Here is a 22,385-nt window from a genome sequence, read left to right as displayed (position 1 = left end):
CTCTAGTTCGTGCGAACGAGTGCCGCGTCCGCGCGCGACTCGGCGCGGAGCAGCTTCGGCACAGCCGCGAGCGTGAGCAGTCCGAGCGCCGGGTACACCCAGCCGAGCACGGCCAGCGGCCACGGCCTCGGAATCTCCCAAATGGACGGTTGCTGGTCGATCAGGAACGTGATGACGTCCACGCCGGTCACGACCACCCACGCCGCGGCGATCGCCAGACGGCCTCGGCCCGTTGCGCCATAAGCCACCCAGAGCACCAGCGGGATGACCCACAACCAGTGGTGGCTCCACGAGATCGGCGAGACGAGCAGCCCGAAGAACTGCACCACGAGCACGGCCGCCAGCGTGTCGCCCGCCCGCACCGCAGCGCGCAACGCGAACCACGTCAGCGCGGCGGACACCGCGACGGCGAGCAGCCACGGCCAGGACATCTCGACGTCGTAGCCGAGCGTGCGGGACAACGCGCCGCGCAGAGACTGGTTGATCGCCGAGCCCACCGGGCCCACGCGGTCGGCCGCGCCGAGCAGCTCGAACCAGTAGCGCCACGAGTCGGACGCCGACACGACGAAGCCCAGCGCCACCGTGATCGCGAAGCCGACCGCCGACCAGACCGCCGCGGCGAACTTGCGGGTGGCCAGGAAGTACAGCACCGAGATGCCGGGCGTCAGCTTCAGCCCGATGCCGGCACCGACACCGAGTCCGGCGACGGACTGCCGCGTCGCCACCATCGCGGCGAACACCCCGGCGACCAGGACGAGGTTGATCTGCCCGAAGTCGAGGGTCTTGCGGACCGGCTCACACCACAGGGCCAGCGCCGTCCACAGCAACGCCCGGCGCGACCACGTCACGTCGAACGGCCGCCCGGCCCTGGTCGCCAGCAGCTTCAGCGCCGTCCTGATCAGCCACCACAGGCAGACCAGCGACAGCACCTGCCACACGATCCGCGCGGCGATCCACGGGAGCGCCGAGATCGGCAGGAACGTGAGCGCCGCGAACGGCGGGTAGGTGAACGGCAGCGGGAAGTCCGCCGTGAACGGCATGTTGATCGTGTAGAGCTGATCGGTGAGCACGTTCGGAGCAAGGCTCCAGTACACCTTCAGGTCGATCATGCCCCAGTTCGCGGGGTTGCCCAGCTTCCAGGCGTAGATGCCCAGCGACAGGACGAGCACGAGCGGAGCGAACCTCAGCACGCGGCCTTCGGCGGCACGCAACTGCTCAACCACCGGTTCCCCCCACGACTCGCGTCGGCTCGGGGACGGCGGCCGCCTTCGGAGCGGGCTCCGGAGCGTGGATCACGTCCGTGACCGTGACCCCGTCCACGACGGGCTCCAGGTCCGGCGGCGCCTCGGGCTTGAGCAGGCTCTTCCCGACCCACACGCCGGCTGCGACGGTCGCGGCCAGGTACGGCCACCACACCCAGCCGTTCATGTCGCCGTAGGTCCAGCGGGCCACGATCGTGCCGTCGGGCAGCGTGACCAGCACCATCCAGACGGAGACGCCGGCCAGGGTGGCGATCCAGCGGTCGCTCCACGCGAACGCGGCGGCCAGCGCCAGCGCCCAGGTGAAGTACCAGGGCAGCACGGACGGCGCGAGCAGCGAGGCGGCCAGCAGCGCGATGGTGGCGCGTCGAACCGCGTCGACGCCGCCTTCCCGCGCGAGCCACCACTGGCGGACGAGCACGCCGAGGAGCACGACCATGCCCGCCGCGCGGAAGAAGCCCAGGAAGCCGTCGTGCGTCCAGCCCGGGATGTGCCGGCCGAGCGTGTAGAAGAGGATCTCTGCGGCCGCGCACGGCAGCGACATCCACGTGAGCAGCGGGCCCTGCGACTTCAGCACGCCGATCCAGCCCAGGTCGACGCCCGCGACCATGGTGGCGGCGGTGAAGACCACGATGAACGCCGCTCCACCGGCCGCGGTCGCGACCAGGAAGCGGTGCCGTGCCGGACCGGACAGCCGGGCGGCCCACACCCACACGAGGAAGGGCACGACCAGGAACGCGGTCGCCTTCACGGCCGTGGCCAGGGCTATCAGCGCGAATCCGCTGAGATGCTTGCGGTCGAGGACCTTCACGACGCCGAGGGCCATCAGGCCGACCATCAGGATGTCGTTGTGCGCGCCGCCGATACCCAGCGCCAGGACCAGCGGGTTCGCGACGGTGAGCCACATCGCGACCGGGGCACGGCCACCGAGGTGGCGGGTGAGGCCGGGGATCGCGAGGACGAGCAGCGCCAGGCCGCCGAGCACCGCGATGCGCATCAGGATCGCACCGAGGATGACGTTGTCGCCGGTCAGGAAGACCGTTCCCTTGCCGAGCAGCAGGAACAGCGGCCCGTACGGTGACGGTGTCTCCTGCCACAGGCCGGCGACATTGCCCCGCAGCGGCAGGTCCAGGACGGACGCGCCCTCGGCGTACGGGTCGAAGCCGCGCAACGCGACCGCGCCCTGTGCCAGGTAGCTGTAGACGTCCCGGCTGTACAGCGGCGGGGCGATGATCAGCGGTGTGGTCCACGCCGCGGCGGCCAGCGCCACCGTGCGGCCGCCGACCGTGCCGACGCGCACCAGGCGGCCGAGTCGCACCCACGACAGGACCATGAGGAACAGGCCCACGAACAAGACCATGAACGCGAGGTCGTGGCCGTGGCCATACCTGATCGCGTTCATGAACGTCCCGCTCAGCAGCGGGTCTCTTCGCACGATCGCGCCGGCGCCCAGCCCACCTGCGGCGAGCATCGCGGCACCGATAACGCCAGGCCACAGGATTCGCGGCGGAATGCGCCGGAGCAGTCCCAGCCATCCGTCCCTGCCAGTGGCGAGCGGCGCTGTAATTCCGCCCACAACAGCGGTCACAACCGGGTCCACCCTCTTGAAATACAGGCAAGGTCCGCCATCGGACCGCCACGGCGCCGACCGTGTTGCCAGCGCAAGATCAGCTTTCAATCAATCATAGCGGAAGGCCGCGAGCCGTGCAGAAGGCCCCGCCGGAAACGCTTCTGCCAGTGCGTTCCCATATCGCGGGTGTATTAAAAACCGAATACGCCCGGGCAACAGGCGTGAGTCTTCAGTGGGAACATGCCCAACACGTGGTACGGGTGGGTCGGCACGTTCACCGGTGTGGTCGCCATCACAGTCCTGTCGACCCCGGTGGCCGCGCTGACGGTGTGCGGCCTCGCGCTGGCACGCCGCCGCGCCGGCGCCGAAAAGCCGTGGCAGAGGTCACTTGCCGAGGTCGCGATGGTCTACGGGACGGTGCCGTGGGTGTGGATGATCCTGCTACCCGGTGATCGGCCCTTCGCAGAGCTCGGCCCGCTGAACCTCGTACCGCTGCGGGACCTGCTGGAGATGGACGCGGGACAGGTCGTCGGCAACCTGGCGGCGTTCGCGGTGTTCGGGTTCTTCGCTCCCCTGCGCTTCCCGGAACTGGCTTCGGTGCGGCGGGTCGTCACCCTCGTCGCGGGCTTCACGGCACTGCTGGAGACCGCGCAGTACCTGTGGCTCGACCGGGTGTCCTCCGTGGACGACGTGCTGCTCAACACGACCGGTGCCGGGCTGGCAGCGCTTTTGTCCTCACCATTGTGGCAACGCGCCGGTGACCGGCGTTCGGATATGCGGGCGATATCCCGTTCTGCCTAGGCTGCGAAACGTGCGCGTGTTGATCGTGGAGGACGAACCGTACCTGGCCGAGGCCGTCCGGGACGGTCTCCGGCTGGAGGCGATCGCCGCCGACATCGCCGCGGACGGTCACGTCGCGCTGGAGATGCTCAGCGTCAACTCCTACGACCTCGCCGTGCTGGACCGCGACATCCCCGGCCCGACCGGCGACGAGATCGCCCGGCGGATCGTCGCGTCCGGCAGCGGAATGCCGATCATCATGCTCACCGCGGCCGACCGGATCGACGACAAGGCCTCCGGGTTCGAGATCGGCGCCGACGACTACCTGACCAAACCGTTCGAGCTGCGCGAGCTCGTGCTGCGGCTGCGGGCCCTCGACCGCAGGCGGGCCCACGTCCGGCCGCCGGTGCGCGAGATCGCGGGCCTGCGGCTCGACCCGTTCCGCCGCGAGGTCTTCCGCGACGAGCGCTACGTCGCGCTCACCCGCAAGCAGTTCGCCGTGCTGGAAGTCCTCGTCGCGGCGGAGGGTGGTGTCGTGAGCGCCGAGGAGCTGCTGGAACGGGCCTGGGACGAGAACGCCGACCCGTTCACCAACGCCGTCCGCATCACCGTCTCCGCGCTGCGCAAGCGGCTGGGTGAACCGTGGCTCATCGCGACCGTGCCCGGCGTCGGCTACCGGATCGACACCCCGTGACCAGGCCCGCAGCGCACCCCGTGACCAGGCGCCCGGGACACCCCGTCCGCCTCAAGCTCACCGTCAGCTACGCGGGCCTCGTCCTGCTCACCGGTCTCGTGCTGATCGGCGTGGCGTGGATGTACCTGCTGCGATACGTGCCCAACACCGACCAGGGCCTGCTCTACCTCTCGCCCAACCAGTACCTGCTGTCACGGATCTTCGCCCGCGCCGCCGGTGTCGCGCTGGCGATCTTGCTCTTGTTCGGGCTGGTGGGCGGCTGGATCCTCTCCGGCCGGGTGCTCGCGCCCCTCGACCAGATCGCCGACGCGGCGCGGAAGGCCTCGCAGGGGTCGCTCTCCCACCGGATCCGCATGGAGGGCGCCGAGGACGAGTTCCGCGAGCTCTCCGACGTCTTCGACACCATGCTCGACCAGCTGGAATCGCACGTGGCCGAACAACAGCGGTTCGCCGCGAACGCCTCCCACGAGCTGCGCACCCCGTTGTCGATCTCGAAGGCGATCATCGACCTCGCCCGCAGGGACCCGGCGCAGGACCGCGGAGAGCTGCTCGAACGCCTCCACGAGGTGAACACGCGGGCGATCGAGCTCACCGAAGCGCTTCTCCTGCTCAGCAAGACCGACCGCGGCACCTTCACCCGCGAACCGGTCGACCTCTCGCTCGTCGCGGAGGAGGCCGTGGAGACCCTGTTGCCGTTCGCCGAGCGGCGCCGGATCACGCTCGACGTCACCGGTGAGCCGGTGCAGACCAGCGGGTCATCCGCGTTGCTGCTGCGGATGGTGACGAACCTCGTCCAGAACGCCATCGCCCACAACCTGCCTGCCGACGGGGCCGTCACGGTCCACCTCTCGTCGCGGCAGGGCGTGTGCGTGCTGGAGGTCGAGAACACCGGTCCGCAGGTCCCGCCGGAGCTGGTGCCGACCCTCGTCGAACCGTTTCAACGCGCCACGGAACGCGTGCGCACCGAGGAGCACGCCGGCGTCGGCCTCGGGCTGGCCATCGTGCACAGCATCGTCCGGGCTCACGACGGGAGGCTCGACCTCGAACCCCGTCCGGCCGGCGGGCTGCTCGTCCGGGTCCGGCTGCCTGGTCAGCGGAAGAACTCGCCGAGCGCGGCGGCCGCCTCCTCCGGCAGGTAGTCGTCAGACCACCGCGCCGTCACGCATCACGATCCGCCGGTGCGACCGCGCGGCCACCTCTTCGTCGTGCGTCACCACGACCACCGCCGCGCCGTCCGAGGCGACCTGGTCGAGCAACGCCAGCAGCCGCTGGGAGTTCTCCGTGTCGAGGTTGCCGGTCGGCTCGTCGGCGAGGATCAGCGCCGGCGAGGTGACCAGCGCGCGGGCGATCGCGACGCGCTGCTGTTCGCCACCGGACAGGCGGGCCGGCTGGTGGTCGAACCGGTGCACGAGGCCCACGCGGTCGAGAGCCGTCATGGCCAGGCGGCGGCGTTGGTCGGCACGAAGGCCCCGGTAGCGCAGCGCCGCCTCGACGTTGCCGAGCGCGTCGAGGTGCGGGAGCAGGTGGAACTGCTGGAAGACGAAGCCCAGCAGGCGGGCCCGCAACGCCGTGCGCTGCCGGTCGGACAGACCGGCGGCGGGTTCGCCGAGCACGCGCACCTGGCCCGCCGTCGGGGTGTCGAGCAGCCCGAGCAGGCCGAGCAGCGTGGTCTTGCCCGAACCTGACGGCCCGGTCAGCGCCACCAGTTCGCCGGAGCGCACGGTGATCGTCACGTCCTGCACCGCGGTCACGGGCACCTCGCCGGAATACACCTTCGTGAGGTTCTCGGTGGCGAGCACGGCGGTCACCCCGCACCGCCCAGCACCACGGTCTCGTCACCCGTCAGTCCTTTTCGGACGGCCACGTAGGCGCCGCTCTGAGTGCCGAGCTCGACCGGCACCTGCCGGCTGCCACCTGCCTCCGCCACGCGCACCACGGGCTTGCCCTGGCCGTCCTGGATCACCGCACCCACCGGCACGGTGAGCACGTCTGCTTCCTCGGACAGCACGACCAGAGCGCTGAGCTGCGTGCCGTCGACGACGTCGAGAGGTGCGTCGAGTGCGACCGTGGCCTTGTACACCGGCGATGACGAACCTTGGTTCGACGAAGAACCGTCGCCACCCGACTGGTTGTTCTGCGAGTTGCTCGTCGTCGGCGTGGCGTCGATCTCGGCGACCGTGCCGGTGGCCTTGGCCCTGCTCGACGTCACCTGGATCTCGACCTTCTGGCCCTTCAGGGCGCGCAGGCGTTGCCCGGGATCGAGATCGATCGACACGGCGGCGTTCGGCTCGGTCAGTGCGGCGACCTGCCCGCCCGGCGAGACCTGGTCGCCGACCTTGACGTCGACCTTGCCGACGCGCGCGGGCCACGGCGCTGTGATCACCTCGTCGGCCTTGATCGCCCCGGTTTGCTTGACCCCCACGGCTTTCTGCCAGTTCTTGACCGCCCGCTCGGTGGCCGCCGTGAAGGTTTCGTCGACCGGGCCCGGGTTCTGCCCCGCCGCCTTCAGGAACGACTCGAGCTGCTTCACGTCGATGCCCGTGGCACCCCGGCCGACATCGCGCCAGAACGGGAAGGCCCCGGTCATCGCGACGACCGGAGTGCCGGCCACCCGGTAGACCACGGCACCGGGCTGGACTACTTGCCCGGTGGTCAGGCCGAGCTCGGTCACCACACCGGAACCGACGGCGCGCACGGTGGCGGTGTCGCGATAGCGAGCCACCCCGCGGACCGTGAACGTGTCGCGCAGCGTCTGCCGTTCCACGCGAGCCGTGGCCAGCGGAGGTGCCGCGGAAGCGGGTTCGGAACGCGAAGCGCAGGCGTACCAGGCACCGGTGGCCGCACCGCCGATCACCACCACGACGACCACAGCGACGACGAGCCCGCGCCGGGACCGCTTGCGTTCCCGGCCGAGCAGCACGTCGAGGTCAGGTTCGGCCATGGCACAAGCCCTTCAGCACTCGGAGCCGTCGATGGACAGCGATGGTTTGTCGTGCACGGGCAGTTCGTCGGGCCGCACGCCGGCCAGCAGCTGGGAGAGCACGAACTCCGTGCCGTCGGCCGGATCCGGGTCAGGAGCGGGTGTCTGACCCGGCGCGGCCACGAACACGCGCACCTGACCACCCGACTCCATCTCAGCCCCGACGACGGTTCCCGCGGGCACGCTGTCGGTCGGCGTCAGCACGGCCGCAGGACCGTCCGGAACGACGACCCAGCGCACCTTCAACCCGCGGTCGGCCAGCAGTCGCGCGGCCTGCGAGGTCTCGGCACCGCCGATTCCGCTGCAGTGCAACGGTTCTCCGGACCCGAAGGCGTTGGCGCTGATCGTGTAGCGCCCGTCGCCACCGTCGGACCCCAGGAACAGCACCACTTCGCTGCTCTCGTCGAGCCGCAGCACGATGCGGCTGCGGCCTTCCGGGTGCTGGTTCGCGGAGTGTTGCTGGTCGACCACCGGTGCGCCGGTCAGCAACAGTGCGCCGATCCAGCGTCCGGACAGCGACGGCGACACCGGAACACGGCGGACCTGGCTGTCGATCCCGGCGGCGGCCAGTTCCCGTTCCATCGCGGCCGCCGACGCGTTCGGATCGCGCAGGTCCACGACGACACGTCCGTCCTGCACGCTGACCGCCAGCGCGGGAGCCGGATCGGACAGGTTCGTCACGGCCAGCACGGCCCCGGCGACCAGGCTCGCGGCCGCCGCGACGACCGCGATCCGGAGCGCGGGAAGGCGCCAGGAAGGCCGGCGCTGACGGGCCGCGATCGCGTCGACGAGCTCACGGCGCAGCCGCGTCTCGAAGGCGGTGGGATCGCTCATCCGCTCACCTCCAGTAGTTCCTCGAGCCGCGCGAGCCCTCTGGCCACGCGCACCCGTGCCGCCCCCTCACTGCACCCCAGCCGGGCCGCGACCTCCTCGTACGGGAGGTCGTGGGCGACCCGCAGCAGCACCGCGTCGGCGAGCTTCGGCGACATGCTGCTCAGCGCCTGTTTCACCGCCGTGACCAGCGGTGTCACGTCCACCAGCTCCTCGATGCGCTCCAGCGACTGGTCGTCCACCTCCAGCCTCGGCAGCCCCAGTCGTTCGCGTGCCCTCGTCTCCACCCGCTGTTTGCGCAGCGCCCGGCTCAGCTCCCGACGTCCGATACCGAGGAGCCATGCGCGAGTAGGTGCCCCTGTGTCCCGGTATCTGCGCCGGTTGATGAACGCGGCCGCGAAGGTTTCGGCGGTCAGGTCGGCCGCCATCTCGGCGCACAGCGTGCGCCGGTAGAAGAACCCGAGCAGTACCCGGACGTGCCGGTCGTAGAAGACCCCGAACGCCTCCGCGTCCTCGCCTGCGGCGGCGAGCAGCTGGGCGTCCGATCTCAGGTCCTCGTCTGGTGCCGGCACCGTTTCCCCCTTTGGTGTCCCCTCACCAGGAAAAGCCACGAGCGTCCGCTCGTGTTACATGCGGTGAAACTCGACCCGATCCGGCTAATCGCGGTGTTAGCCTTGATCGGCGCGAGCTAGGTGCCCCCGGTCTGCGGAAACGAGGGGGCAGCATGGGGAACAACGGGGAGGGCCACAGACAACCGATCAGGGTCCACATCGCCTGCAGCGACGAAGCCCTGCGCGAGGTTGTCCGGTTCACCGCCGAACGGCGTGGCTGGACCGTGGTCGAGAGTGCCGAACGTGCCGTCGTCGTGACCGACCACGGTGACCGGACAGGCCGCAACGTCGTCGTGGTGGTGGATCCCGCGAAACCGGCGCACGCGTCACGGGTCCTGCGCCGCATCTCGTCCGGCGACATCGGCGGTGCGCTCAGCGCCGACCGGCTGGTGAGCGATCTGCCCGTGGTGATCGGCGCGGCGGGCACGGAGGTGGTGGCGTTCTCCGCCACGTTGTCGGCGTACGCGGACAAGTGCCCGGCGTTGACCGATCGCCAGGAACGCGTGCTGCGCCTGATCGCGTTCGGGCTGTCCTACACCACGATCGCGCAACGGCTGCGCGTGTCCCTGGCGACGGTCAAACGTGAGGTGTCGAGCCTGTTCGAACTGTTCGAGTGCACCAACCAGTCGCAGCTCGTCGCGGTGGCGATCGACGCCGGGTTCCTGCAGTCCTAGTGCTCAGCCGAGCCGCAGGACCCGCATCGGATCGAGACGCGACGCGGTCGCCGCCGGGTAGACGGCGGCGATCATCGTGATCACGACGGCGATCCCCAGCGCGGCCGCCACCAGGAGCGGATCGACGGCCACCGGCCACCCGCGGCTGCTGACGAACACGCCGACACCGGCCACGGCCGCCGCGACCCCGGCGAGTCCGCCGATCACCCCGATCAGCGCCGCCTCCCCCAGGAACTGCAGCGCGACGTGGAACCTGCGGTGCCCCAACGCCCGGCGCACACCGATCTCCGAGCTCCGCTCCAGCACGGACATCGTCAGCACGTTCGCGATCCCGAGCCCGCCGACCAGCAACGCGAGCCCGCCCATGCCGGCCACGACCCACTGCAGCGTCTGGTCGATCTTCATGCCCGCCGCGAGCAGCTCCGCGGGTACCCGGACCTCCGGCGGCGCACCGTCCCCGTACGTCACCGCGACGTCCAGCATCGGCACCGTGCGCTCGGTGGTGCCCGGCTCGACCTCCAGCAGCAGCTGGCTCGGTCTGCGGTCGGCGCCGAACAGGGTCACCGAGGTCGAGACCGGGATCAGCACGCTGTCGTTCAGCTCGCTGGCGAGCGTGGTCGAGCCGATCGACCCGACGACCCCGAACACCTCGCCACCGAGCCTGATGGTCTGCGGCTGGCCCGCGGTGTAGCCGATCGTTTCAGCCACGGCGGCACCGACGACGGCGACCCGCGCACCGCGTTCCTCGTCCAACGGCAGCAGGAAACGTCCTTGTGCCAGTTGGAGATCCGCCACGTCCGCCAGCTCGGCGCTGGTGGACTGCACGCCGTAGCCCGCAGTGGCCTGCGTGCCGGCGCCCAGTTCGTTGGCCCCCACCCGGATCCCGGCCACGCGGCTCAGCGGCGCGGCGGCGAGCACCGTGCGCACGTTCCTCGCCCGTTCCGCCGCTTCGAGGGGCAGCGTGCTCGTGCTGCCCGGCGTGCTCTGGGCGGCCGCGACGACGATCAGGTCGCTGCCCACCGACCGCAACGTCTCCTGCACCTCCGCGGAAGCGCTCTGCGAGTAGGTGACCGCTCCGACGATCGCCGCGACGCCCAGCGCGGGGCCGAGCATCGCGAGCAACGTCCTGCCCTTGCGCGCGGTCAGGGCGCGGGCGGACAGGTAGGCGGTGTCCCGCAAGGAACCCGTGGTCGTCACTTGGTCGGGTGTCCCTCGATGGCCCCGCCCTGGGTTTTCTCGACGCACTGGTTGAAGTCGTCGTTGTACGCGGACTGCCGGTCGGCGGGCAGGTTCTCGTCCGGCGACGGCGGGAGCAGCACGCCGCGAGCGTCCATCTTCGGGTCCGCCACCTGCCAGCCCCGGTCGCGGATGCAGCGCACCAGTGCCAGCGTGCGTTCGTTCTGCTTGGCCGCGTCGGGTTTCGCGTCCTCCTTCGGCCGTGCTTTGTCCAAACCGGACTCGCGCTGGCAGCGTTGCATGTCGGCCTCGAACTTCGGGTCCTTGGGCAGCGGGTTCGAGGTGGCCTGGGCGCCGCCCAGCTGTTCGGGATTCCACCCGGCCGTCTTCATGCACTCGGTGTACTTCGCCCCGGCGTCCTTCGCCGCGGTGGCAGCACCGTCCGTGGTCGCGTTCGGAGCGGACGCACAGCCGGCGACGGCCAGCGCGCTCACCACGGCCGCGATCAACCGCCATGTGGTCATCGGAACTCCTCACTCGTGGGTCCTGTCGAACAGGAACGCCACGAGGGGTCCTCGCTTGTTACATCGCGGTCCGCTGGTTCACGCGATGACACCAGCGGCTCAGGGCCTGCACCCGCGCGGCCATGGTGGGTGATACCGCCTGGCGAGGACTGTGTCCGTGAGATCGACGTGAGTTCTCAAGTCTGCCGGGGATCGCGCCTGGGGACTGCTTTCCCTTCCACGAGGGGGCCAAGATTCGATGCTGAAGAGCAAACTGGTTCGCGTGGCCGCCGCCGCGGCACTGAGCCTGGGTGCCGCCGTCGGCCTTTCGGTCGCGACAGCACCCGCCGCCAGTGCTTCCGGCTGCGGCACCGCGGACCACTACCACTGGATTCCGGCACACGGGCACTACCACCTGCAGGTGTACCTGCACGACGACTACATCTCGCCGTACTGGTACCACCACTGGCAGGACGCTGCTGACGGGTCGGACTACCTCAGCGGGCCCTGTCACTGATCCCTCCCCCTGGGACGGGGCCGCACCGCGTCGCGCCGGTGCGGCCCTGTTCCCGTGATCAGACCAGTGCCTTCAACGCGATGTAGTCCGCGATCGCCTGCTGTCCCTTGATGTTCGAGTGCACGCCGTCACCGGTGTCGTAGGGCGGGTTGATGCTGTTCGGCCTGATCGGGTCCTCCAGCACCTGGTCGAAGTCCATCAGCGACGTGCAGCTGTCCGAGCAGTCGCTGCCGCGCTTCACGAAGTCGTTGACGGCGTGGCGGTCGACGTTGTTCTGGTCGCTGTAGCCGAGCCGGGACGTGATCGGGGTGACGTGCACGGCGATCCCGGCAGCCCGCAGCCGCCCGAACACGGTGCGGTAGCTGGCGAGGATGTCGTTGGCGGTGCAGCCGTTCGCCAGGTCGTTCGTGCCGTAGTAGTAGATGACGTCCGTGACGCCGTGCAGTGCGAGGACGTCTCTTTCCAGGCGTGACAACGCATCCAGCCCGACGAACGCGGCAGGTGTGCGCGGGCAGATGGCACTCGTCGTGCCGCTGATGCCGGCGTTGGCCACGGCGAGCTGCGAGTCGCGCGGCAGCTCGGCGACGATCCGACGCGCCAGCACGTCCGTCCAGCGCTTGCTCGTACCCAGTTCGGTGCAGCCCGGCCCGCAGTTGGTGCTGCCCACCCCGTCGACCACCGAGCTGCCGAACGGCACGACGGTCCCGCGCAACCGCGGGTTGTACACGTCGACGGCGCTGACCACGTAGGTCGACTGGACCTTCTGCGTGTAGGCCGCGCCGGAGTCCGTCGTGTGTTCGCCCGAACCCGGTGGCGTGAGGTAGTTGTCGCGGAAGGCCGATTCGTGCCGTCCAGGGACGACGTCGCCCGCGACGTGCATGCTCACCGCGATGTCGTTGCCTGGCACGGTGTTCAGCGTGGTCCGGTCGCTCCACGTCTCACCGCCGGCCGGGATCGTGACCGCGCGCCGGCCGCCGAACGTGAGGTCGCGCGTCGACTCCACCGCGGCCCAGCCCGCGCTGATCGCGACGGTGGTGCGGTCGATCGTCAACGGCTGCTTGCCGAAGGTGTTCTGCACGCGGATCCGGACCGCGCTGCCGCCCTGGCTGAGGCGCGTGATCATCCGCAGTGACTGGTCGTGCAACGTGACCGGGGCGAGGTTCTGCTGCGACTGCGCCCAGGAGGTGAACCAGCCTGTTCCCGGTCTTTCGGCTTCGGCGGCGGGAGTGAGGAGTGCGGCGACGGCGAGCACGGCCGTCGCGATTGCCGGGGTGCGCAGGCGATCACTCATGGTTGCTGTCTAACAGCTCCGGTGGTCGGCCGGGGATTACGGAAATCTTTCAGCCTGCGCCGCGAGAGCGCTCTCCTCTCGCGGCGCAGGCCGTGTCACACAGCAGCCCGGGTCCGCCGCCACGCGATCACGATGAGCGCGATCAGGCCGAACAACGGGATGGTGCTGATCGCCCAGGACAGTCCCATCGGCGGGCCGGGCTGTTCCATCACCTGGAGGTTCTTCAGCTCGCCGGTCGCGGGACCGGACGGGCCGTCGATGTCGAACTTGAGCGTCCACGTGCCCTGCTCGGGCATGGCGTGGATGTCCAGGCCCCAGACCTCGCGCTTGCGGGGGTGCCGGGCCAGCGGGGCGTCCTCCATCTCCTCGCCGCCGTGGAGCATCGTCAGGGTGCCCTTCTTGTCCGCGATGCCGTCCTCGGGCGCGAACGTGAAGTCCAGTGACTGCATGGCTTTGACGGGCCACGTGCTGAAGCCGACGGTCAGGTTGTACGGCCCTGCCTGGACTTTCTCGGTGTGCACGACGTTCACCGGTTCGAAGGCGAGCGACGGGGACGCCAGACCGAGCAGCAGGGCCGCGGTGCCCAGAAGTGCGAGCAACGGCTTACGCATGGCGGTTCTCCTTCACCGGTGCGAGGTGGCGCAGCATCTGGCCGAACCGCCGGCCGAGCGTCGCGGCGAGAGCGCCGAACGCCGCCGCGACGACGATGGTGGCGATGTACCTGGCGTTGATCGGGAAGGGTCCTCCCCAGACGATGAGCCGCTGCACGGGCACGCAGGCCGCGATCAGCGCGCCGCCGGCAGCGCCGGGCACCCAGGCGGGCAGCCGGTGCAGCAGTTCCGCGGCGACCGCGACGATCACCAGGCACATCGGGATCATGTTGGGGAGCCCGGGAACGCCGTCGGTGTAGTCACGCAGGGGCAGGCCCGAGGCGTCCGCGTAGACCCTGGCCGCCCACGGCGAGAACCACCAGAACACCGCCTGCAGCACGGCGACCGACACACCGACGGCGAGCGCGCTACCCCTCCGGTTGAGGGCGCCGGCGGCCGTGAACAGGATCATCACCGAGAAGAACGCCGTGCCCACGGAGACCGGGCTGAAGAGCGCGCCGGGCACGGCGCGCAGGCCCAGCACCGTCACCATGCTGAACACGAGCAGGACCGCGGCGGTCCCGATCACGCCGTACGTTCCCCAGCGCTGGTCGCGCGCGACCGCGAAGATCATGACCGCGCCGACCATCGTGATGGAGATCGACAGCAGCAGGCCGATGTGCGGCGGTGAGTCGATCACGGCGTCGAACCCGTACAGGCCGTGCCACCACTGGTCCCACAGGCCGTACACCAGGAACAGGGCCGCGCCGATGCCGGAGACCAGGTAGCCGACGGGTGCCGCGAACGTGCGGCCGAAGACGCCGACCGCGCGGCCGCCGACCACCGGGTCGATCGCGCGGTCACGCTTCTCGGCCGCCGTCGTCAGCAGCACGACGACGAGGCTCGCGATGCCGGAGACCGCGCTGCCCGCGTACAGGAACAGGTGCGGCATCGTGAAGAACGTGTCCGGCCCGACGTCCGAATGCCACTGGATGTCCCACGTCAGGCCGATCAACGAGAGCAGCGTGCCGCCGAGCACGACGCTCGCCGGGACCAACCCCCTCGGGACAGCGACTTTGGCTGACGCTGTAGTCGTCGCCGTGATGTCCACTGATCCTCCCCCTTCAGGTGAGCAGCAGCGGGATGACCACCCGCTCCGCACTGAGTGACACGGTGATTTCCCATTGCCCGGCCATGAACAGGTCGACCCCGCCGACCTGGTAGTGACCGGGTTCGCGCGGCCCCGCGGTGATCGGTGCGATCGCGTGGCCCATCTGCGGCATGGCCGGTTCGACCGTCACCTCGCCGTGTGCGGGGTTGCCCGCGCGATCGGTGATCTTGAGATCGAACTCGTTGACGCCGCTCTTCGTGCTCGCCGGGGTGAGCACGAACCTGAGTTGCTGGCTCTCGGCGAGATGTGGTTGTGCCTCAACGCTTCGCGGCCACAGCACTATCGCCGCGGCCAGCACGGCGATGATTCCGGCTGCGGCGGCCAGAACTCTGCCTTTCACCTGTCCCCCTTCGGTGTCGGGACCTCGACCGTCGTGGGCACCGTGACGATCTCGTAGTTCCGTTCGACCTGGATCCACACGAGGTACGTGCCAGGCAACGGGAACGAGTAGGTGAACGGCACGTTCGGCCCGTAGGCGGCGACGCTCTCGTCGGGTTTGCCGGGCATGCCCGGGGTCGGCGGGATCATCGAGTGCACGTGCGCCCAGATCTGGGCGTTGACCGGGCTGTTCGTGATCGGGCCGACGACGATCATGTGGCCGAGCATGCCCAGCCATGGTTGCAGGTCGCGTTTCCCGAACCGGGCGGTGATCGTGCTCGGCCTGCCCGCTTCCCGGATTTCCGTTGCCAGGTCGGCTTTTCCGTCTTTGCGTGCGTTGGACGTGCCCGCGATGTCGATGCTTGATCGCAGCAGCTGCACTCCCCCGCCGCGCCTGGCGATCTCCGCGGCGATCGCGTGCGTGCCCTGTTCCGAGGATTTGATCCGGGCGCGGTACTCACCGGGTGCCGTGCGGATCGGGTGCAGGTGCTGGAGGCTCGCGGACGGCGACACGACAACGAGGTGGATGAACGCGTTGTCGTGCACCAGCAGGTCGTCCACCGGGCGGCCCGACGACCCGTCGGTCAGGCTGAGCACGAGGTCGTTGCCCTGCATGCTCGGCACCAGGTTCACCGGCGGCCTGGAGAAGTCCGCTATGGACGTTCGCTGGTACGGATCGTTGATGTTGTCGTAGGTCGGGTCGAGCTGGGTGCCGGGTTGCGGTGGCTGTGGAATGCTCGGCGCCAGCAACGCCGCGGTGGCCGCGACGGCGACCGCTGCGACCACGCCAGCCGTGGGGACCAGTGTGAGACCGGGCCTGCCCGCGACGGCCGCCAGCAGTGCCACGAACAGCAGCACGCCGGCCGCTATGAACCCGCCGTAGGTCGCGTTCTCCCACGGTGACGCGACTTTGGCCGGCACGACGAACGGGATCTTGGCCTCGTCGACCGCCAGCTCCCACGGACCGGGGCGGTCGACGTGGAGGACGCCGCTGTAGAAGCCCGGCGTGGTACCGAGAACGACCTTGGCCGTGCTGGTCGCGGCACCGGCGGCGTTGAGTGTCAGCGTGATCTCGCCCGGCGGTGAACCGACGTGCGTCACCACGTCGACGTGCACAGGTCCCGGCACCTCCGCGACCCGGCGGATGATGATCGTGAGGTCGCGGTCGCCGAGGGTCTGCGCGACGTGGACGTCCGCGCCGGTCTCGGCACCGTCGGCCAGCGCCGGGCCCGCGATCCCCAGGATCGCCCCCAGCGTGAGCAGCAAGATCGAAACGCTTCGCTTCATCGTGGCCGAACGTAACGATCACGGCCCTGGGAAAGCGTCACTGCCGCGACGGAAACCGGGTCCCCCGCACGGGGGAGATCCGACCCCTGCGAAGTAGGACGAACTCAGGGTCGTGATGCGGCAAGATTCCGTCTTGATGTATCCGATCAAGCTGTCACTGAAGCACCAGTCGTGGCTGGTCGCGGCCACGTGCATGGTCGCGGACGGCGGCTTCGTGCTGTACTCCGGCGGCCCGCCGTGGCAGATCGGCGTCGTCCTCGCGATCACCCTGGCGGTGAACGCGATGCTGGCGGGCCCCGCCAAGTACTCGGGCTGGGTCGCCGTGACCCAGGCGGCCGTCCCGTTGCTCGTCCTGGCGACCCTGGGCGAACGGGTGCACTCCAACGAGGCGGGCGTGCTGATCGCCGGCTACCGCGCCGGCGCCTGGCTGCGCGGCGCCCCGGCGTGGGCCTCACTGGGCATCCTCGCGTCGAGCGGTTTCGCCTGCGCGCTGGCGATGGGCGCGGACCCCCTGCGAGCACTGCTGGTGGTGGCCAAGATCGCGGTGCTCCCCTGGCTGGTCGGCCGCTACACCACAGCCCGCCGCGCCTACCTCGCCGAACTGGAAAAGCGCACCGCCGTCGAGCAAGCCGACGCCGCGGCCGCGGTCACCAAAGCGATCACCGAGGAACGCAGCGCGATCGCCCGCGACCTGCACGACGTGATCGTGCACCACGTGAGCGCCATCGGCCTGCACGCCGGCGCCGCCCGCCTGGGCCTGGTCGACGGCAACACGCGCCTGGCGACCTCTTTGCGTTCCGTCGAGACCTCCAGCCGCGCCGCCATGGTCGACCTGCGCCACCTGCTGGACCTGCTGCACGGCGACAAGCCTCCCGGCGCCCGCCAACCGGGCCTGTCCAATGTGGACGAGCTGCTGGACGGCGTGCGCGCCGCCGGTACTCCCGCCCGCCTGGAGGTGCGTGGTTCTCAACGTGACGTGCCCGAGTCCTTGGACATCACCGTCTACCGCATCATCCAGGAGATGCTGACGAACGCCCTGCGGCACGGCGACTCGTCCGGCGTGACCGTGACGCTGTGCTATTCGGCGGAGTCGCTGACCATCACCGCCTCGAACGTGACGGGAACCGGCGGCAGCTCCAACGGCGCGGTACGCCGAGGCCTGGTGGGCATCCGCAACCGCGCGGGCATGTTCGCCGGCATCACCAAGTCCGGCCTGGAACCGGACGGCCGCACCTGGCGCACCGTCGTCACGTTCCCGCTGGAGGCGACATGACCCTGACGGTGCTGCTGGCCGACGACCACGCCATGCTGCGCTCCGGCATGCGCGCGATCTTCGAAACCCAGCCGGATCTCCGCTGCGTGGCCGAGGTGGCCGACGGCCGCGCCGCCGTGGCCGAGGTGGCCCGCCTGCGTCCCGACGTCGCCGTGCTCGACATCCGCATGCCCAAGCTGGACGGGCTCGGCGCCACCGAGATGATCCTGTCCGATCCCGCTAACCGAACCAAAGTGTTGCTGCTGACCACTTACGACACCGATGAGTACGTCTATCGGGCGTTGACCGCTGGGGCTAGCGGGTTCCTGTTGAAGTCGCTGCCGCCGGAGGAGTTGATCTCGGCGGTTCGAGTGGCGGCTCGGGGGGATGCGTTGATCGATCCTTCGGTGACTCAGCGGCTGATCGCTCGGTTCGCGGTCAGTCTTGCGCCGCCTGCTGCGCCGCCTGAGCTGGAGCTGCTGACCGCGCGGGAGCGGGAGGTGTTGCAGTTGGTGGCGGCGGCTCACAGCAATGCGGAGATCGCGGCTCAGCTGCACGTCGGGGACGAGACCGTGAAGACTCATGTGTCGCGGGTGCTGGCCAAGCTGGGGTTGCGGGATCGGGTGCACGCGGTGGCTTACGCGCACATCAACGGCCTCGTTCAGCCACGCAGGTGAACCGCCTTTCGTTCCAGGCGGGCGCAGGTAGCCTGCTTGCCATGTCTGAGGACGCCGCCGCACACGCAGACGAATCAGCCGATGATGAGCCAGGGTTATCCAAGGCCGAGCCACCGACGGTGAACCTGACGCGCCTCAAACCGGTGGACATCAGAGCGGCATGGCCTACCGAGGCACACCACTTCACTCCCTGGCTGCTGACCAACGCTGACCTACTCAGCGAAGTCCTCGGACTCGACGTGGAACTGGAGTCCCGGGAGTACAAGGTCGGGAAGTTCTCGCTCGACATCATCGGACGTGAACTGACGACCGGAACACCCGTGATCGTCGAGAACCAGTACGGGCCAACAGATCACCGTCATCTGGGCCAGATCCTGACGTACGCGGGCGGCACCAAACCCACGATGATCGTGTGGATCGCGGAGCACTTCCAGGAAGAACACCGCGCCGCGCTGGAGTGGCTCAACACGCACACCGACCCCGCCATCCGCTTCTTCGGCGTGCGGCTCAAGGCGGTCACGCTTCACGGAGCACCTGGCGACCTCATCGCTCCGTCGTTGGAGTTGGTCGTCAAACCGAACGACTGGGAGAAGCTCGCCATTGCGGCGACGTCGGCCGCATCGGCGGGCCCGACCGCTACTCAGCAGCTCTACCAAGAGTTCTGGTCGCGATTCGAGCCACTGGTCAAGAAAGAGGGGTGGACCAACGCCACCGCTCCGGCACAGAACTGGTGGAACATGCCCACCGGCGTCAGCGGGGCGATCTGGGGTGTGTCGTACGCGAGGTTCGGTTGCCGTTCCGAGCTGTACCTCGGCGATCAGGACGCCGCCGTCAACCTTCAGCGGTGGCAGGTGCTCAACGACCGCAAGGACGAGATCCTCCTGGAGTTCGGCGGCGAGCTGATCTTCGACGACCTGCCGGGCAACAAGGGGTGTCGCATCGAAACCAGGCTCCTCGGCCCGAAGATCGGTGAACAGGACCGATGGGCCGAAGTCATCGAGTGGATGTTCGACACGCAAACTCGCCTTCGACGTGCGATAGGCAGTGTGGGCGGAATTCCTGTCGCGTCAGGAGTGACCGTCACCAGCTGAGCTGAGCACCTCAGACTTCTTCGCCGCCGCATCTTCCGGCTTCAAGTGTGCATCGGACACGAGCGACTCGTGCTCCGCCACCCACTCTCACCGATCCGAGACAACGTGTCGGTGTAAGCGACCACCACGCCCCTGACACTCCGCGATCAACCCGTTCGCGGCCTGGTCGAGCGCCGCGGCGGACATCGGTGACGCGCCGACCCGCCGGGGCTGACCCGGCTGCGATGACCACCAGGGCGTGGTCATGTGGTTACCTTGCGTAGAAGCTGCAATGCGCTGGTAGGGGGAGCGGAGTGCTGCGTTTGCTGGGTGAGGTGGCCGGGTTCGCCGACGGGAAGCGGGTGGACCTCGGGCCTCCGAAGCAGCGGTGCGTGCTGGCGGTGCTCGCGGTCGAGGCCGGGCGGGTGGTGCCGGTGGAACGGCTCGTCGACCGCGTGTGGGGTGAGCGTGCACCGAGGCGTGGGCGGGAGACGGTGCACAGCTATGTGTCGCGGTTGCGGAGTGCGCTGAGCGGGTGCGGGGTGGATCTCGTGCACCGGTCGGGCGGGTACGTGCTGTTCGGGCAGGTCGACCTGCAGGCGTTTCGCGACCTGTGTGCCAAGGGTCGTGCCGACGAGTCGGTGGCAGTCAGTGCGTTCACCGAGGCGATGGCGTTGTGGCGGGGTGAGGCGCTGACCGGGCTCGACAACGAGTGGGTGCGAGCCGAACGCGAGTTGCTCGAGCTTGAACGCGCGGCCGCGGAGCACGATCTGACCGGTGCGCGGCTGAGGGCCGGTGAGGGGCGGGAGCTGGTCGCCGACCTGTACGAACGGGCCGGCAAGCGGCCGCTCGACGAGGCGGTGCACGGGCAGTACCTGTTGGCGTTGCACCAGGCCGGGCGCACCGGCGACGCGCTGGAGCACTACCGGAACTTCCGCGCGCGGCTGGTCGACGAGCTGGGTGCCGAGCCCGGTGCCGCGTTGCGGGACCTGCACCAGCAGATCCTCACCGCCGACCCGCGACTGACAGCGACGCCGCCGACGAGCCGGGTGCCGCGTCAGCTGCCCGCCGCGCCCACGCCGTTCATCGGCCGCCTCGATGCGCTGCGCAGCCTCGACGCGCTCCTCGACACGACGGACACCGTGGTCATCTCCGCGGTCTCCGGCACGGGCGGCATGGGCAAGACGTCGCTGGCACTGCATTGGGCCCACAGTCACGCCGACCGCTTTCCCGACGGGCACCTGTTCGTCGACCTGCGCGGGTTCTCCCCCGCCGGGCAACCGATGCGCGCGCAGGACGCGCTGCTGGGGTTCGTCCACGCGCTCGGCGTAGCGCCGGCCGAGATCCCGGACGAACAGGAAGCCCGCGCAGCCCTGTTCCGGACGCTCGTCAGCGATCGGCGCATGCTGCTGGTGCTCGACAACGCCGCCGACACCGACCAGGTCGTTCCGCTGCTGCCCGGCAGCAGGTCGTGTACGGTGGTGGTGACGAGCCGCAACCAGCTGCCCGGCCTCGTGGCCAGGTTCTCGGCCGACCACCTGCCGCTGGACACGCTCGACGTCACCGAGGCGCGAGCGCTGCTGCGGGCACGCCTTGGTGCCGAACGCGTCGAGGCCGAGCAGGCCGCCGCCGAAGGACTGATCTCCCTGTGCGACGGGTTCCCGCTGGCGTTGAACATCATCGCCGCGCAGGCTCGCACCCGGCCGTCGCTGTCGCTCGCCACCCTGGAGAACGAACTGCGCGCCGGCGACCTCGACGTGCTCGACACCGGCGAACCGTCCGCCAGCCTGCCGGCAGTGTTGTCCTGGTCGCTGCGCGCGCTGACGGCCGCGGATCGTGGGGTGTTCGCCCTGCTCGGTGTGGCGCCCGGACCGAGCATCGGGCTCGCCACCGCCGCGAGCCTCACCGCCGTGCCGGAGATCCGGCGGGTGCTGCAGTCACTGGAAGCGGCATCGCTGCTCATCCGTGACGGCCACGACCGGTACCGCATGCACGACCTCGTTCGCGCGTATGCCGGAAACGTCGCGCGTGAACTGCCAGAGCACGTGGTCGACACGGCGCTGCGGCGGGCCATCGACCACTACGTGCACACCGCGCACGCCTCCGATCTCCACCTCGAACCACACCGCGAGCGCCTCCGGTTCGACCCTCCCGCCGCAGGTGTTCGCCCCGAGCCGATCGCCGGCTACACCGCGGCGATGGACTGGTTCGACGCCGAGCACGCCTGCTTGCTGGCGGCTCAGCAACTCGCGCTGGCCCAGGGGTGGCACGAAAGCGTGCGGCAACTGGCCTGGGCCACGGACACCTACCACCACCGCAGGGGTCACCGGCACGCGCGACTCGACGTGTGGCAGGCCGCCGAGCTCTCGGACCCGCTCCCCCACGCCGTCACGCAGGCGTTCCTCGGCCGCGCCCACACCGTGCTCGGCAACCACGACGAAGCGCTCGACCACCTGCACCGAGCGCTCGCCATGGACGCCTCCGCAGCACAGACCCACTTCATGCTCGCGAGGGCGCAGGCGGCCAGAGGCGACGACAAGGCGGCCCTGGACCACGCGCAGCAGGCCCTCGAACTGCACCGCGGTCGCGGCCAGCCCGCGCGAGAAGCCCGCGCTGCCAGCGAAGTCGGCTGGTACGCCGCACAGCTCGGCGAGTACGACATGGCCCGCGACCACTACCGGGAGGCGCTGGAGATGTTCCGGCGCCAGCACGACCCGAGCGGTGTCACCGCCGCCCTGTACGGACTCGGCTACGTCGAACACCACAGCGGCGAGCACCAGGAAGCGGTCGGCCACTACCGCGAGGCTCTCGCGCTGTGCCGCGAGCTCGGCAACGCCCACGCGGCGGCGGACACGCTGACCAAGCTCGGGCACCCGCTGGTGGCGATCGGTGAACGGGAGCAGGCCAGGGGTGTGTGGGAGCAGGCCCTGCTCCAGTACCAGCAGGCCGGCCTCGACAACCGCGCCGCGGACGTGCGGCGCCTGCTGGACGAGGTCTGATCAGCTGGCCTCCCAGGGAGCGCCGACCGTGTACAGCAACGTCGCCAGCGTCGCCGCCGCGTACACGGCCATCAC

Annotated in this window: 22 protein-coding genes; 9 read left to right on the top strand and 13 right to left on the bottom strand. The window is 69.8% G+C overall.

Annotated features, from left to right (window positions below; translation table 11 throughout):
• Positions 1 to 2: 2 nt before the first annotated feature.
• Positions 3 to 1,223, bottom strand: a complete 1,221-nt coding sequence (locus tag LFM09_RS06440; protein WP_414095346.1) for a glycosyltransferase 87 family protein — start codon at positions 1,221 to 1,223, stop codon at positions 3 to 5.
• Positions 1,216 to 2,847 carry a polyprenol phosphomannose-dependent alpha 1,6 mannosyltransferase MptB gene (mptB, locus tag LFM09_RS06435; RefSeq protein WP_414095345.1) on the bottom strand — a complete coding sequence of 544 codons (1,632 nt, stop codon included), beginning with the start codon at positions 2,845 to 2,847 and terminating at the stop codon, positions 1,216 to 1,218. Before mptB ends, LFM09_RS06440 begins: the two co-directional genes overlap by 8 nt.
• Before the next feature lie 222 nt (positions 2,848 to 3,069).
• Between mptB and LFM09_RS06430 the strand changes: the two genes are divergently transcribed.
• From LFM09_RS06430 to LFM09_RS06420, 3 genes are read left to right on the top strand one after another with little or no spacing between them, the layout of a single operon-like run.
• Positions 3,070 to 3,630 (top strand): VanZ family protein, encoded by a 561-nt coding sequence (locus tag LFM09_RS06430; RefSeq protein WP_414095344.1) that lies wholly within the window; start codon positions 3,070 to 3,072, stop codon positions 3,628 to 3,630.
• A gap of 10 nt (positions 3,631 to 3,640) precedes the next feature.
• The gene (locus LFM09_RS06425; RefSeq protein ID WP_414095343.1) at positions 3,641 to 4,303 is read left to right on the top strand and encodes a response regulator transcription factor; all 663 of its coding nucleotides are present in this window, start codon (positions 3,641 to 3,643) and stop codon (positions 4,301 to 4,303) included.
• Between the two features lie 20 nt (positions 4,304 to 4,323).
• Complete coding sequence (locus LFM09_RS06420; RefSeq protein WP_414095342.1) at positions 4,324 to 5,442, top strand: sensor histidine kinase; 1,119 nt, start codon at positions 4,324 to 4,326, stop codon at positions 5,440 to 5,442.
• Positions 5,443 to 5,445: 3 nt separating this feature from the next.
• Here the strand turns inward: LFM09_RS06420 and LFM09_RS06415 are convergent, their stop codons facing one another.
• From LFM09_RS06415 to LFM09_RS06400, 4 genes are read right to left on the bottom strand one after another with little or no spacing between them, the layout of a single operon-like run.
• Complete coding sequence (locus LFM09_RS06415; protein WP_414095341.1) at positions 5,446 to 6,111, bottom strand: ABC transporter ATP-binding protein; 666 nt, start codon at positions 6,109 to 6,111, stop codon at positions 5,446 to 5,448.
• On the bottom strand, positions 6,108 to 7,244 hold the full coding sequence (locus LFM09_RS06410; RefSeq protein WP_414095340.1) for an efflux RND transporter periplasmic adaptor subunit: 1,137 nt from the start codon (positions 7,242 to 7,244) through the stop codon (positions 6,108 to 6,110). The genes LFM09_RS06415 and LFM09_RS06410 overlap by 4 nt, the downstream gene beginning before the upstream one ends.
• A gap of 12 nt (positions 7,245 to 7,256) precedes the next feature.
• The gene (locus LFM09_RS06405; RefSeq protein ID WP_414095338.1) at positions 7,257 to 8,117 is read right to left on the bottom strand and encodes a hypothetical protein; all 861 of its coding nucleotides are present in this window, start codon (positions 8,115 to 8,117) and stop codon (positions 7,257 to 7,259) included.
• Positions 8,114 to 8,686, bottom strand: a complete 573-nt coding sequence (locus tag LFM09_RS06400) for an RNA polymerase sigma factor (RefSeq protein WP_414095337.1) — start codon at positions 8,684 to 8,686, stop codon at positions 8,114 to 8,116. Before LFM09_RS06400 ends, LFM09_RS06405 begins: the two co-directional genes overlap by 4 nt.
• A gap of 152 nt (positions 8,687 to 8,838) precedes the next feature.
• Between LFM09_RS06400 and LFM09_RS06395 the strand changes: the two genes are divergently transcribed.
• The gene (locus LFM09_RS06395) at positions 8,839 to 9,399 is read left to right on the top strand and encodes a response regulator transcription factor (protein WP_414095336.1); all 561 of its coding nucleotides are present in this window, start codon (positions 8,839 to 8,841) and stop codon (positions 9,397 to 9,399) included.
• Between the two features lie 3 nt (positions 9,400 to 9,402).
• Here the strand turns inward: LFM09_RS06395 and LFM09_RS06390 are convergent, their stop codons facing one another.
• Both LFM09_RS06390 and LFM09_RS06385 read right to left on the bottom strand, forming a co-directional pair.
• Positions 9,403 to 10,596 (bottom strand): ABC transporter permease, encoded by a 1,194-nt coding sequence (locus tag LFM09_RS06390; protein ID WP_414095335.1) that lies wholly within the window; start codon positions 10,594 to 10,596, stop codon positions 9,403 to 9,405.
• Positions 10,593 to 11,099, bottom strand: a complete 507-nt coding sequence (locus tag LFM09_RS06385) for a hypothetical protein (protein WP_414095334.1) — start codon at positions 11,097 to 11,099, stop codon at positions 10,593 to 10,595. Before LFM09_RS06385 ends, LFM09_RS06390 begins: the two co-directional genes overlap by 4 nt.
• A 238-nt stretch (positions 11,100 to 11,337) precedes the next feature.
• On the opposite strand from LFM09_RS06385, the gene LFM09_RS06380 reads away from it, so the two are divergent.
• Positions 11,338 to 11,595, top strand: coding sequence for a hypothetical protein (locus tag LFM09_RS06380; protein ID WP_414095333.1), 258 nt, complete (start codon positions 11,338 to 11,340; stop codon positions 11,593 to 11,595).
• 58 nt (positions 11,596 to 11,653) lie between these two features.
• Here the strand turns inward: LFM09_RS06380 and LFM09_RS06375 are convergent, their stop codons facing one another.
• The 5 genes from LFM09_RS06375 to LFM09_RS06355 form a co-directional block, all read right to left on the bottom strand.
• A complete protein-coding gene (locus LFM09_RS06375; protein ID WP_414095332.1) occupies positions 11,654 to 12,886 on the bottom strand; it encodes a GDSL-type esterase/lipase family protein in 1,233 nt (410 codons plus the stop codon).
• Between the two features lie 95 nt (positions 12,887 to 12,981).
• Entirely contained in the window at positions 12,982 to 13,497 is a 516-nt protein-coding gene (locus LFM09_RS06370; RefSeq protein WP_414095331.1) for a hypothetical protein, read from the bottom strand.
• Positions 13,490 to 14,587 carry a hypothetical protein gene (locus LFM09_RS06365; protein WP_414095330.1) on the bottom strand — a complete coding sequence of 366 codons (1,098 nt, stop codon included), beginning with the start codon at positions 14,585 to 14,587 and terminating at the stop codon, positions 13,490 to 13,492. Before LFM09_RS06365 ends, LFM09_RS06370 begins: the two co-directional genes overlap by 8 nt.
• Positions 14,588 to 14,600: 13 nt before the next feature.
• Positions 14,601 to 14,987, bottom strand: a complete 387-nt coding sequence (locus LFM09_RS06360; protein ID WP_414095329.1) for a FixH family protein — start codon at positions 14,985 to 14,987, stop codon at positions 14,601 to 14,603.
• Positions 14,984 to 16,312, bottom strand: a complete 1,329-nt coding sequence (locus LFM09_RS06355; protein ID WP_414095328.1) for a hypothetical protein — start codon at positions 16,310 to 16,312, stop codon at positions 14,984 to 14,986. Before LFM09_RS06355 ends, LFM09_RS06360 begins: the two co-directional genes overlap by 4 nt.
• 136 nt (positions 16,313 to 16,448) lie before the next feature.
• Here LFM09_RS06355 and LFM09_RS06350 point away from each other — a divergent pair, with 136 nt between their 5' ends.
• The 4 genes from LFM09_RS06350 (at position 16,449) to LFM09_RS06335 (ending at position 22,310) form a co-directional block, all read left to right on the top strand.
• Complete coding sequence (locus LFM09_RS06350; protein ID WP_414095600.1) at positions 16,449 to 17,585, top strand: sensor histidine kinase; 1,137 nt, start codon at positions 16,449 to 16,451, stop codon at positions 17,583 to 17,585.
• On the top strand, positions 17,582 to 18,241 hold the full coding sequence (locus LFM09_RS06345) for a response regulator (protein ID WP_414095327.1): 660 nt from the start codon (positions 17,582 to 17,584) through the stop codon (positions 18,239 to 18,241). The genes LFM09_RS06350 and LFM09_RS06345 overlap by 4 nt, the downstream gene beginning before the upstream one ends.
• Before the next feature lie 41 nt (positions 18,242 to 18,282).
• Positions 18,283 to 19,332, top strand: coding sequence for a DUF4268 domain-containing protein (locus LFM09_RS06340; protein WP_414095326.1), 1,050 nt, complete (start codon positions 18,283 to 18,285; stop codon positions 19,330 to 19,332).
• 293 nt (positions 19,333 to 19,625) lie between these two features.
• Entirely contained in the window at positions 19,626 to 22,310 is a 2,685-nt protein-coding gene (locus tag LFM09_RS06335) for a BTAD domain-containing putative transcriptional regulator (protein WP_414095325.1), read from the top strand.
• Positions 22,311 to 22,385 lie beyond the last annotated feature (75 nt).

Origin of the sequence: Lentzea alba (assembly GCF_047445655.1) — a bacterium.
GTDB classification, from domain to species: Bacteria; Actinomycetota; Actinomycetes; order Mycobacteriales; family Pseudonocardiaceae; genus Lentzea; species Lentzea alba_A.
This window is presented reverse-complemented; position numbering and strand designations above follow the sequence as displayed.

Excerpts from the sequence above, each read along its gene's own strand:
- LFM09_RS06430 (WP_414095344.1), top strand. The coding sequence starts at position 3,070 with ATGCCCAACACGTGGTACGGGTGGGTCGGCACGTTCACCGGTGTGGTC.
- LFM09_RS06410 (WP_414095340.1), bottom strand. The coding sequence starts at position 7,244 with ATGGCCGAACCTGACCTCGACGTGCTGCTCGGCCGGGAACGCAAGCGG.
- LFM09_RS06405 (WP_414095338.1), bottom strand. The coding sequence starts at position 8,117 with ATGAGCGATCCCACCGCCTTCGAGACGCGGCTGCGCCGTGAGCTCGTC.
- LFM09_RS06395 (WP_414095336.1), top strand. The coding sequence starts at position 8,839 with ATGGGGAACAACGGGGAGGGCCACAGACAACCGATCAGGGTCCACATC.
- LFM09_RS06385 (WP_414095334.1), bottom strand. The coding sequence starts at position 11,099 with ATGACCACATGGCGGTTGATCGCGGCCGTGGTGAGCGCGCTGGCCGTC.
- LFM09_RS06380 (WP_414095333.1), top strand. The coding sequence starts at position 11,338 with ATGCTGAAGAGCAAACTGGTTCGCGTGGCCGCCGCCGCGGCACTGAGC.
- LFM09_RS06375 (WP_414095332.1), bottom strand. The coding sequence starts at position 12,886 with ATGAGTGATCGCCTGCGCACCCCGGCAATCGCGACGGCCGTGCTCGCC.
- LFM09_RS06370 (WP_414095331.1), bottom strand. The coding sequence starts at position 13,497 with ATGCGTAAGCCGTTGCTCGCACTTCTGGGCACCGCGGCCCTGCTGCTC.
- LFM09_RS06355 (WP_414095328.1), bottom strand. The coding sequence starts at position 16,312 with ATGAAGCGAAGCGTTTCGATCTTGCTGCTCACGCTGGGGGCGATCCTG.
- LFM09_RS06350 (WP_414095600.1), top strand. The coding sequence starts at position 16,449 with ATGTATCCGATCAAGCTGTCACTGAAGCACCAGTCGTGGCTGGTCGCG.
- LFM09_RS06345 (WP_414095327.1), top strand. The coding sequence starts at position 17,582 with ATGACCCTGACGGTGCTGCTGGCCGACGACCACGCCATGCTGCGCTCC.
- LFM09_RS06340 (WP_414095326.1), top strand. The coding sequence starts at position 18,283 with ATGTCTGAGGACGCCGCCGCACACGCAGACGAATCAGCCGATGATGAG.